Below are 12,361 nucleotides of genomic sequence, written 5' to 3' on the forward strand. Positions count from 1 at the left end.
CTACTCCTTTACAGAACCAAGTGTCATTCCTTTAACAAAATACTTCTGCAAGAATGGATATACGATTAGAATAGGAGCAGCCCCGATAAAGATTTGCGCGGCTCTAACCGTTGTCTGCGAGATTAATTCCATCTCCTTCGGATTAATGCTCATGGAGCTCATATCCCGTTGAATGATAACGGTCTGCAGAAAGGTCGCCAGCGGAAACTGCTTAGAATTGTTCAAATACAATAGTCCATCGAACCAGGAGTTCCAGTGGAACACCATACTAAACAGTGCAATTGTCGCAATCGATGGTAATGAAATCGGTAAGTAAATGCTGAACAAGGTACGGAAATGTCCTGCGCCGTCAATTAGCGAAGCTTCCTCCAAATCTTTAGGAATACCGCGGAAGAAGTTCAGCATTAGAATTACCAAGAATGTATTCACCGCACCTGGCAGAACGAGTACCCAGAAGGAATCCATTAAGCCAATCTTTTGAATAACAATATAGAATGGAATCAGACCACCATTAAACACCATGCTGAACACGAACAACCAGGAATAAACATTCCGGCCTTTGAAGGCTGAGTTTTCCTTAGATAGCGGATAAGCTGCCAGAAAAGTAATCAGAAGCGTAAGTCCGGTTCCGAGTACAGTTCTTTGTACGGATACCCATATAGAGTGTAGGAATATCGGATTATTCATTGTCTTTTTATAAGCTTCCAGAGAGAACTGCTTTGGCCACAAGCCCACCAGATTGGCGTCAGCCGCAGACTTGGCACTGAAAGATACAGCTAATACGTGAATCAGAGGAACAATACACATGAGTGCGAGTATGATCAGAAAACAAGTATTGAATATGTTGAAAATACGATAACCTCTAGTTTTGTAATACATAGGTCTCCCTCTTCCTTTGGTAGTTTAGAAAATGCGATATCCTGCCCATTTTTTAGCCAGACTGTACGATACAAGGATTAGGACCATACTAATGGCTGACTTGAACAGTCCAATTGCTGTACCAAAGCCCATCTCACCATTCAGAATAGCTGTCCGGTATACGAAGGTGTCGATAATATCGCCTTTCTGATAGACCAGCGGATTGTAGAGGTTAAAGATCTGGTCAAACCCTGCATTCAATACATTTCCGAGAGCCAGAGTACCTACCACAACAACCATTGGCAGTAGAGAAGGCATTGTGATAAAACGTGTCTGTTTCCAGCGGGTTGCACCATCTATTTCAGCAGCTTCATATAATGAAGGGTTAATTCCTGCTAGAGCAGCCAGGAAGACGATCGTGTTATAACCAAATTCCTTCCATACATCCGTGAGAATGACCGTGAACCTGAACCAGTTATTATCTCCTAAGAAAAAGATGGGTTTAATTCCCATACTGCCGAGGATCTGATTGACGAAGCCATCTGTAGCAAGCAAATCTAGCAAGATCCCGCCAAGGATGACCCAAGACAAGAAGTGAGGTAAATAAACCAATGTCTGAATTGTACGCTGTATATAAACCTTACGAATCTCATTCAATAGAATGGCGAACACAAACGGCACAGCCAGATTGAAGATCATCTTCAGAACGGCAATAATCAATGTGTTCCAAATGACCTGCATGCTGTCATTACGTTCAAATAGATAGCGGAAATTATCTAATCCAACCCACGCTGATCCCGAAATTTTTAGCCATGGCTTATAATCCTGAAACGCCATCACAATTCCGCCCATCGGTATAAAGCTGAAGATGATCAGGAAGATCATCGCCGGCAGCAACATTAAGTGAAATGGCCATGTTTTTTTAAGTGTTCTCATCCTTGGTCCCCCATATCGTGTCAAGTTCTTCTGTAACCATACTCAAATTATAGCAACGACAGGATTCCCCAAATAGCGAGCAAAACCAATATATATGGTACAAAACCAATCTCTTTACCGTATAGAAACAGAAGCTAATTTATACGAATTCAGATAACCGCTAACGCAAAAAGAGACCGTTCCCACAGCTAAATAAACAGCTGAGGAAACAGTCCCTAATTGTGCTACTTATACCCTTAACAGAGCATTATTTTACGCTGTCATACCATTCATTTACTTCTTTAGTGATTTGGTCGCCGCCGCCTGATTTCCAGGTCGCTACGAAGGTATCGAAAGCTTCTAGTGGCTTGTTGCCATAGATGATCTCATTAAACGTTTGGTTCTCGATTTTGTTCAGATAATCCATCTTCGATTTCATAGTTTCAGTAGTAGGACCGGTGAACATATTTTTGAAGGATTTATCCTCTTGTGCCAGTAGAACCTTTGCAGCTGCAGGGGTATCCTTACCATAGTTCACAGCTACATCCTTCTCTAAACGAGTGGTTGGTTCAGCACCATCTGCAAGATTAAGAAGAGCTTTCATTTGGGCATCCGGAATCCGGGCACCGTCACGAACCAGCATATAACGAACGCTGTTCACATAACCACCAGCAATTTTATCATTTTCAATCATCTTACCGTTTGCATCTAGTTCATAGTCATATCCTGCGAAGAGGCCATTATCCAGCTCGCTACCCGGCTTAGGATCAGCGAAGTTATCGAACAGATAGTTTTGATAGGTGAAGAATGCTTCTGGATTTTTCATCTTAGTGCTAATCAGAGTTACACCGTTGGTGAACTGTGTTCCATGACGCATAACTTTACCATCTGGTCCCGCTGGAATTTCAATTGGAGCCCATACAGCATCCGGAGCATTCTTCACAGTATCTTGAAGCGGCCAACCGCTCATCCAGTAAGGTCCTGGGAGAATACCTGCTGTACCCGCCACTGCTGGCTCAGCTGTTTTGTTCTCATCCCAAAGCGCTGCTTCTTGAGGAATGTAACCTTTTGTGAGCCATTCCTTCATTTTTTCCAGCCCTTGCTTCATACCTGCATTTACAGAGCCGTATTCCAATTTACCATCAGCATCAAGATTCCATTGCTGCGGAAGCGTTCCATAAGCACCGAAGATCCAAGAAGGATCGCCCATCCAAGTGTTCATCGATGTCTTAAAGCCGATACTAAGCGGAGTTACCTTGTCTGGTGCCAAGCCATCAGGGTTCTGATTCTTGAATGCATCCATAACTTTTTCTAGCTCATCTATCGTTTTAGGTGCTTGCATATTTAGCTTGTCCAGCCAATCTTGGCGGATCCAAAGAATGTAATCATGGTTGTACGCGTAATCGAGTACAGGCAGACCCATTCTTTTGCCATCACGGCTGTATTGGTTCCATACGTTCGGATCCTGTGCCATGGCTTCTTTCCAAGTAGCTGAAGCGTATTTATCAAATAGTGTTCCCACTTCAGCATACATACCGGAATCGATTAAATCCTGAGCAATCGTGCTATCACCCGTACCGATCGTTACAACATCGGGCATTTCCTGACCAGATGACATCGACAGGCGCAGTTTGGTTCCAAAAGCACCATTCGTATCTGTGATGGACCAAAGTGATTTAATATTGATGCCGAACTTTTCTTTTGTCCACTTCGTAGCTACGTTATTCTCAATGCTTTCCCCATTCTTGAATTTAAGCTCAGGGTCAACACCCCATACCGTTGTAATGGTTACCTCAGGATCATATTTATCCTTGTAGGCGTTTTCAGAATTAGATGTTGTATTGGTAGTCGTATCACCGGCTGTATTCTTTCCATCAGCGGCATTATTGCCCGAACAACCTGCGAGACTACCTACCAAAAGCATACTCATACACAGGAGCGGCAGCCATTTTTTTCTCTTCATCGCGCTCATTTTGTTCCCCCTTAGATTCCTTATGTGTTGGTTATAACTTAATTATAGGGAACGAAGATGATGTCGAATACGTCATTTAAACAAGGTTTCTGCACCTTTCTCAACCTCTCTATCCGTCACGAAATTCATTTGGTGTCATATTGTAATGCTTTTTGAACATTTTGCTGAAATATTGCGGATTCTGATATCCGAGTTCGGTAGTGATTTCATAGATTTTTTTATTCGTATTCTTAAGTAAATAAAGTGCACGTTCCATCCGCATGCGGATAATATAGTCTCCGAGCCCTTCTCCTGTCTCTGCCTTATATATTTTAGATAAGTATACGGGGTGCAGATACACATGATCCGCTATCGTCTTGACCGACAGATCATGCCCAGAATGGTTCCCTACCAGCTCATGTACCTGCTTAATAATATAACTTTTCGTGTTCTGATCACTTTCTGAGAGTTCCTTCTGAAGCTTGTTTAGCATATCGAACGCCCAGTCCTTCAGTTTGTCAAAAGAAACAATTATGCTCTGAGTCAACATCGGATCGAATGCATATTGGTCGATTTGTGAGATGAACTGCCCCCCTTTGTGGGCAATGTACATGAATGCATTAGTAATGGACAGAAAGACTTCATACAGATGCTCACTTGAAAAGCGTGCATTCTCCATATCTCGGAACACATCAGCTATCTTCTGGCGGGCTGTATCCCATTGCTTAGATTCCAGCAAATGAATGAGCGTTGGCGGACGATAAAGGCTTTCGAGTGATTTGATGCTCATCATCTCCTGAAGATGACGATCCCCCAGATAAAGTACCGAGCCTGTTTCATTATGTGTTGTCAAATACATTGAACTTAAGCCACTTCGATAGGCAGCCGTCATCCCTTCGGGAAAAGCAAACCACTCCGTTACGATAAGAGATATCTCACCCTTCAGGTAGTTACTCACACTAATTCTGAAGTTAGCAATGGCTGACTTAAGGATTTGTTGTCTCGCAGCATCGTAATTATTCGACTTCTCTAACTCTCGCTGGATGACCGGCTTCAGTTCCACAAGCAAAATTAAACAATCATGGGGTGCTTTGCAAAACCAGACATGGAACTGCTCCTTAAAGAGCTCCTCGGCAATATTGCCGATGGCATATTCCATTAGGGAAACCGAATGATGATCCATTGCGGCATAATGTTTACCCAGCTGAATCAATAACATCGCCGCTTCAACATCTGATTCGAAAGAGATTTCATATTCCTTAAGCTTTAATGCAAGTGTCCGCTCAGACAGCACTCTACCAAGTAGTAACTCATGCATCAAGTTGGCCCGTAAAACACTGTAATCGGCTTTGCGATTATAGAGTAGTAAATGATATTTATCATGTGCTTCCCATTCGTCTTTTAGAGACTCTATCGCTCCGGAGATACTATTGATAAATTCCTCATCACTTACTGGCTTCAAAATATAATCAAAAGCCTGTAGCTGAATCGCCTTCTTAGCGTACTGAAAATCAGAATAACCTGTCAGCAGAATCGACCGGATATCCGGCCATCTCTCGCTCACCGTTTCAATTAGTTGCAAACCTGACATTCCAGGCATCGAAATATCAGTAACCATGATATCTATGTCCTGCTGTTCCAATATTTCCAGAGCCTCGGCACCCGATGCCGCCTGATGCACTTGCTTTACGCCAATCTCGTCCCACGGAATCGTGCGAGCCAGACTTTCTGTTACATAAGGCTCATCATCGACTAACAATATCTCTATCATCATATTCCCTCCTAGATGTCATCCATATTATTGTCAGTTAGCGGTAACAACCACTGAAGTTTAACCTGCAATCCTCCGAGTGATGATGGTGCAATCGTCAATCCTGCATCCTCACCAAAACGCAGCCGCATTCTCTGATGCACATTCCAAAGCCCGCAGCCCATTTCTTCATCCATCGCTTTGCCTAGCTTATTGTCCAATACGATAATTTCCTCCGGGGTCATGCCTTTTCCGTCATCCTCAACCGTTAATGTCATAACTCTTCCGTTGCATGTGCCCGTAATTCGCACCAGCCCCTCTTTAGAGACAGGCTCAATCCCATGGATAACCGCATTCTCGACCAAAGGCTGAAGAACCAACGGAGGAAGATCTCTTTTCCGCATTTGCGGCGGGATAAGAACTTCATATTGAAGTCTGCTCATCCTCATTTTTTGGATCTCCAGATAGTGAGTCACAAATTCCGTTTCTTCAGATAAAGCGACAAGATCGCGTTCTTGGCGGGTCGTATATCTGTAATACCGGGATAGATTATGCGACATACCGACGACAGCACCCATATTATCGAGCTTCGCCATACTCGTAATAAACGAGAAGCAATTATAGAAGAAATGCGGATTGATCTGGGATTGAAGCTGCTTTAATCTAGCTTCTCGAACATGGATTTTTTCCATTAACACATTCTCAATCAGCTTCTGAATCTGTTCCACCATGCTATTAAACCTTCCGGACAGGAAGCTGAACTCATTCTTACCTTTGATCTCCACCCGTGCAGAGTAGTCTCCTTGCTTCAACCTCTGGAAGCCTCCAACCAATAATCTAACAGGCACCTGCACCTGAACATATAGTAGATAGGCTACGAGACAGCTCATTAATAACAATGCACCAATAGCAAAATAAAATAAGCGATTGGAGGTTTGGATCGGATGCAGTATTTCTGACAGCGGCATATAGTCGATCAAATACCAGCCCATTTTATCCGAATAGACTATGTTTACACTGTAGGACTCACCATTAATGTTCACTGTACGATTTTCACTTTGCTTTAGCTGCTCTTGCTCCAGCCTTTTTACCAATTCATTAGCTAGCAGCTTGTCAGCACTACGGTTAAAGATAAGTCCAGTACCCTGTTTATAATAAAAAGGATCTCTCCTGCCATCACTTTTGAATTTATCCAGCATATCTTCAATGTTTCGGCTGTCAAACTCCACTTTCATAATCGTATTGACCTTTTCAGGAGTGAACTCTGACATGAAGGGGGTAAAAGAAAACCAAGAGAACACAAAATGATCGCCATCCTGCTCAATGATCTTTTCTACATGCCAGCCTGACTTTACTTCCCGCTTCAAATCCTCATCCGAATACGGTTTAGCATCATTCTCTGACACCATTCGGTGGATGGACGGTGAATATAGGTACAACTTACTCTTCCAGTTGGAGGAGCTTTCCTGAATACTGATTTTGGTCTGAATCCGCTTAATCAGGTTTATCGCATCCAGGTTCAAATGTGTTCCCTTCAAATAAGTATCCTTTAAGCTCAAAATATCAGGATCATGAATGAGCAGGATCGGCCAGGAGGACAACAGCTCCATATTGCTCTCTACTTGATTCTGAAAAAAACTGAGCTGATTGCTGTTCGAAGTATTTAACTCCGTACGTAGCACATCCGTGGTCGTCTTATTGGAATAGAAATAGAGGATCGTAATAGGAATCAGCATGATGACCATGATACTTACGATTTTGGTAAATAAATTATATCTATACACTTTCCTTCACACTCCGACTCAAATGTCATAGCCTCTATTGTACAAATAATCTTCATTAACGCATAGATAATTTCTGCCTGCAAAATGTGGTAGACAAGTGATAGCTTGTTCAAGCACTGTTATCGTCCTCTCTATTGTAAAGGCTTAAATTATTACGCTATATGCTACGTACGAAACATTTCTGCAGTTTTTGCAGTCTAATGTATTGTAGAGACATACAAAAAGGGATGATCCGAAAGCCGCTAGGCATTCCAGTCATCCCTTTATACTTTATTTAGTTCAATCTATACAATCAGTGTCTGCTCAGAGCGTTTGTGCTTTAGATTGTTGACTCGATATGAAGAATAAAGCGGTCCAGATCAACGCGAACCCGATAATTTGCGGTAGGGTGACGAGCTGTTGGAATACGATCCAGTTAATGATTACTCCCGTCATAGGAAAGCTTAGTTCAGCCAATGTAGCGAAGGAAGCTTTGGTTGTGCTAAGCCCTTTATAATACATAAGCATACTGAGTAGTCCTGGCAGCAAAGCCTGTAGCAACAAATTAATAGCAATAGCAGCAGATGCACCAAATCCACCATTAATCTGCCAAGGAGCTCCTTCTAGTGTTGTGATAACGAAAAGCAACGGCAGCGCCAATATAAATCTTAGGGAAGTCACTGTCTCATATTTCATAGACCCAAGCAGATAACGTCCCATTACTGTTGAGCCACCCCATAATGCGGCCGCTCCTAAGGCCATCAGACTGCTAACACCGATAAAGTTGTTCACATGTCCGAATGGAATACTCCAGCCAAAGGTCAGCAGATAGGTTCCTACCAGTGCCACAAAAATGAGGATTCCGAAATTTTTAGGCAGACGTTCTTTAAGAATTAAGGCTGCAAGACCGATAGCGAATATTGGCTGAAGCTTTTGCAGCAACAGCACAGCATTTAAATCCCCACTGGAGAGTGCCATCGTAAATAGAATTGTCGCCCCGGCAGAACCTCCCCAGGAAACAATTAGCAAAGCTCCAATCTGGCGAAATCCAATACCTTTTAGCTCCGCCCGGTGACGCCAAAGAACAGGGGAAGCAGCCAAGAAAAGCACCACATGCTCCAAAAGAACAATTTGCGATGAGGTCAAAGATTTTAAGAGGATAATACGAAAGAGCGGATCAACACCCCATAGTGCTGCACCGAACACAACGAGCCAAAACCCACTGCGTAACGGCGACGTGCTGCTTACCTTATTAGCTGATGATGAAGCTGTTACATTACTCATAATTCCATTCTCCTTGTCGATACAAACCCTCGATAAGAGACCAAAAACCCCCGAATCACCATAAAAGGTCGACTCGGGGGCATTATCAATAAAGACGTACAGGATAGACTCCTAGCGCCTTTATCTTATGATCCTCTCCCATCCGGACTTTACCGTCGGCTCTGGATTCACACCAGATCAGTCACTTCTCTGCAAGCAGAACAAGTGAGTCGCGGGCTCAGTTCGCTTTGAACATTACCGCCGGTTGGGAATTTCACCCTACCCCGAGAATCTTGTATTCCGTTGTTTTTTTCACAATCTCAGAATAAACCTCTTCTTGCCATTCGTCCAGTACTTTATGAAAATATACATACAACTTTCATGTATTACAGCTTTTTATTACATATTTTATTCGTTATTGTTCTACTGTCTCATCCAAAAAAATCTGTATAATGAAATTATGTTTATTTTTCCATAGTTTAGGAACTTATCTGAGGAGGTTGTTATGAAAGAATCATTTTGGATGAAGGAGTCATTCTGGACGAAGTTATTGTTCTCCTTTTTTGCTGTCGGAGTCATAGCTTTTTTAGGATTCATAGGTTCGATAATTACCGCCCTTTACGGGGGACTAATGTTTTATACTCCACTTGTGGCGAGTTTATCTGTTGTGATAGCTATTTATGCTGTACTCCTTATATTTAATGTATTGTCCCGAAAAACAAGCAATATTATATTGCTATCCATCCTCGGACTTAGTGTGCTCGTAACCGCAGGATATGAGATCAAACAAGCATATATCAACAGCATTGCCACGGTCGATGATCGGGAAGTTAATTTGGTACAATACGAACCTTTTGCTGAGAATACCAAAGCAGTGAATTTGGATAAACCTTCTTCATATCATATCGATAATAACTTACCAAAATTGGATGGCGCAACCGCACTTTACCCACTGTATTCAGCTTTCGTGCAATCTGCTTATCCTGTGGGTAGTTATAATCCATATGATTTTCAAACAAGTCAAGTGATTTGCAGTAGCACACCGGAAGCTTACAAAAGACTAATCGAAGGTGAAACTGATATTATTTTTGTCGCTGCTCCTTCTCTTGCTCAGCAGAAACATGCGAAGCGAAAAGGCGTCGAGCTGAAGCTCACACCCATCGGCCGCGAGGCTTTCGTATTTTTTGTGAATAAACGAAACGAAGTAACTGGACTTTCCACCGCCCAGCTTAAAGATATCTAGGCAGGCAAGATCACCAATTGGAAAGATGTAGGCGGAGCTAATAACCGTATTCGCGCTTTTCAACGCCCAGAGGATAGTGGGAGCCAGACGATGCTGCAAAAGTTTATGGGAGACACTACACTTATGACACCTCCTAAGGAAGACGTGGCGGATATTATGAGCGGAATTATTAAGCAAACCTCCAGTTATCGCAATTATAAAAATGCACTCGGGTACAGCTTCTTATTTTACGCCTCAGAAATGAATCAAAGTGGGGAAATTGCACTACTCGCCATCGATGGTGTTAAGCCCGACAAAGAGAGTATTCGCAGTGGACAGTACCCTTTGGCTACAGAATTTTATGCTGTGACTGCTGGAAGTGACAACCCCAATATTCAGCCCTTTCTAGATTGGATGCAATCTGCTCAAGGTCAGGAATTGGTAGAAAAAACGGGTTATACTTCTTTGCAATAAAATATTGTTAGGGAAAGAGAGCTAACCCAAATGTTTGGGAAAGCTCTCTTTTCGCTTTTCATACCGAAATTTTTCCTTTTTCACACTAAAAGAGCGCAACTTTTGGAAACTATTGTCGTTTAAGATTTATATACGCTGAAACTGCATCAAAGGAAGAAAAAGTAAGAATTGCTAGAAACCAAGAAACGGGGATGGTAGGGATTGCAGATGAAGAAGTTTGGTTTTTTGGCGTTACTGCTGCTTTTGTTGGTGCTAGTTCATCCAGGAACTGGTTATGCCGGCTCTGCAGAAACACACATCAATCTAGATGGCAATGATCTTAAGATTTCAAAAGAAGCACAGGTTCAAATTGTAAATGGAAGCGTGATGGTTCCACTTCGCCTCGTTACGGAGCAGCTTGGTTATACCGTGAAATGGGATAATGTGACCAAGACTGCAACCATTGAGCAAAAGGGAACGACATTAAAGCTTATCGTGAATAATGCGATGGCAGAGGCTTCGGGGAAACAGGTAAAACTGGACAACCCTCCTTTTCTCAGTGGCAACACGACCCTCGTCCCTTTAAGATTTGTTGGAGAACAGACAGGAACTACTGTCGGTTGGGATAATGTGACCAAAACGGTATACTTAACTTCTCCAGTACCGGAGATTGGCGGAAGCGATCCAGAAATTAATGTTCCAGACACATCTGTAACCGCACCCTCTGATAATGGATCGAAGGGTAACACAACAACTGATGGAAACACCTCGACGGCAGCAGTCACAAATCTTAGCTTCGTTGATAACAAGCTCATCATCGCGGTGAACGGCAGTATAACACCAAATGTATTCACAATGACAGATAAAGACCGAATTGTCGTAGATTTACCAAACGCCAGCTTCGGCGACAGCTTTCATCAGAACCTTTCAGTCGGAAAAAACCAAAATGGACAGTTGACGATTACCGAATATCCTAACGTCTCAACCATTCGTTATTCATTATTCAGTAGTTCTCCATCTACGATCCGGATCGTTATTGATCTGAACAGCGCGAATAACTACAGTGTGACGAATGCTAACGATGGACTTATTATAGTGGATCTAAATGGGACAAGCACCACGCCTCCTGCAACCACTGTACCTGAAGTACCAGTCACAACGCCTCCACCTTCTACCGGCAACACAGACAAGAAGATAATCGTTATTGATGCAGGGCATGGTGGGAAAGATCCTGGAACTGGAAGTAACCTGAAAGAGAAGGATTTCACCTTGCCAACAGCTCTAAAAATTGCAGAATTACTAAAGAAAGAGCCAAATATCGAGGTTGTGCTCACTCGAAGTGATGATACATACCCGACCCTACAGGACAGATCTAACCTCGCCAATAAGGTAAAAGCAGATCTGTTCATCTCTGTTCATGCCAATAGTATCCCTGTGGGCAGTAAGAGCAATCCTAGTGGCACAGAGACTTATTACACACGTAAAGATAGTTTATTATTCGCGCAAACCGTTCATAAATATCTTACTGTTGCTACAGGTCTTCAGGATCGAGGGGTTCGTCAAGCAAATTATCATGTAACAAGAGAAACTAAAATGCCAGCCATTTTATTAGAATGTGGTTACTTAAGTAATACCAAGGACGAAGCATTACTCTTCACGGTAGATGTTCAGAATAGGATAGCCGAAGCAGTAGTTCTAGGGATTAAGGAATATTTAGGTCGATAGAAAAAAGGGGAGCTTCTTAGCCAATTGGCTAAGAAGCTCCCCTTTCTATTTTATTCTTGTTTGTTATTCCAAACACTCATTCTTTCTCTTAGATTAGAGGTGTGTAGCTCTAACTGAATCCCATCTGGATCGAGAAAGTTGACGGTCCAGCCTACTCCCCTTTTAACAGGTCCTCTAATGATTCGTACTTCGTGGGTACGGAGTACCTGTACAGCCTCCTCGAAATGTTCTTCCGCTATACTAAAGGCAATATGGTCTATACCAATTACACTGCCCATTAATTCAGTGTATTCTGGCTTTTCAATGAGGCAAATCCATGCGCTTCCCCATTCCAGATAGGCATCTGTATTCCCTTTGTGTATTAGCTGAAGACCCAAAATACCAGTATAAAAATTCAATGAACGTGATAAATCACTCACATTTACCGTCACATGATTAAATCCTTGGACCTTCATCCCCGT

8 protein-coding genes, 1 pseudogene and 1 riboswitch are annotated in these 12,361 nt (G+C 42.6%); of the genes and pseudogenes, 2 read left to right on the forward strand and 7 right to left on the reverse strand.

Translation table 11 applies throughout. The features are described from left to right. The 6 genes from NYE25_RS11765 to NYE25_RS11790 all read right to left on the reverse strand — a co-directional run bounded on the left by NYE25_RS11765 (position 1) and on the right by NYE25_RS11790 (position 8,521). Positions 1-879: a carbohydrate ABC transporter permease gene (locus tag NYE25_RS11765; protein ID WP_042190304.1), complete on the reverse strand. Its 879-nt coding sequence runs from the start codon at positions 877-879 to the stop codon at positions 1-3. Positions 880-903: 24 nt separating this feature from the next. Next, entirely contained in the window at positions 904-1,794 is an 891-nt protein-coding gene (locus tag NYE25_RS11770; protein ID WP_042129685.1) for an ABC transporter permease, read from the reverse strand. Positions 1,795-2,041: 247 nt separating this feature from the next. Further along, entirely contained in the window at positions 2,042-3,745 is a 1,704-nt protein-coding gene (locus NYE25_RS11775) for a sugar ABC transporter (protein WP_341145971.1), read from the reverse strand. Between the two features lie 109 nt (positions 3,746-3,854). Beyond that, positions 3,855-5,495 (reverse strand): response regulator transcription factor, encoded by a 1,641-nt coding sequence (locus NYE25_RS11780; RefSeq protein WP_149647061.1) that lies wholly within the window; start codon positions 5,493-5,495, stop codon positions 3,855-3,857. An 11-nt stretch (positions 5,496-5,506) separates the two neighbouring features. After that, positions 5,507-7,258 (reverse strand): sensor histidine kinase, encoded by a 1,752-nt coding sequence (locus NYE25_RS11785; protein WP_341145972.1) that lies wholly within the window; start codon positions 7,256-7,258, stop codon positions 5,507-5,509. Positions 7,259-7,561: 303 nt separating this feature from the next. Further along, the gene (locus NYE25_RS11790; RefSeq protein ID WP_076284531.1) at positions 7,562-8,521 is read right to left on the reverse strand and encodes a DMT family transporter; all 960 of its coding nucleotides are present in this window, start codon (positions 8,519-8,521) and stop codon (positions 7,562-7,564) included. 126 nt (positions 8,522-8,647) lie between these two features. Beyond that, positions 8,648-8,796, reverse strand: a riboswitch (FMN riboswitch). A gap of 335 nt (positions 8,797-9,131) precedes the next feature. Here NYE25_RS11790 and NYE25_RS11795 point away from each other — a divergent pair. After that, positions 9,132-10,196: pseudogene (locus tag NYE25_RS11795) on the forward strand (PstS family phosphate ABC transporter substrate-binding protein). 207 nt (positions 10,197-10,403) lie between these two features. Next, entirely contained in the window at positions 10,404-11,900 is a 1,497-nt protein-coding gene (locus NYE25_RS11800) for an N-acetylmuramoyl-L-alanine amidase family protein (RefSeq protein WP_341147720.1), read from the forward strand. Positions 11,901-11,950: 50 nt separating this feature from the next. Here the strand turns inward: NYE25_RS11800 and NYE25_RS11805 are convergent, their stop codons facing one another. Beyond that, a complete protein-coding gene (locus tag NYE25_RS11805; protein WP_339242789.1) occupies positions 11,951-12,355 on the reverse strand; it encodes a VOC family protein in 405 nt (134 codons plus the stop codon). Between the last annotated feature and the right edge of the window lie 6 nt (positions 12,356-12,361).

The organism is Paenibacillus sp. FSL E2-8871, from assembly GCF_038000345.1.
Classification (GTDB): Bacteria; Bacillota; Bacilli; order Paenibacillales; family Paenibacillaceae; genus Paenibacillus_AQ.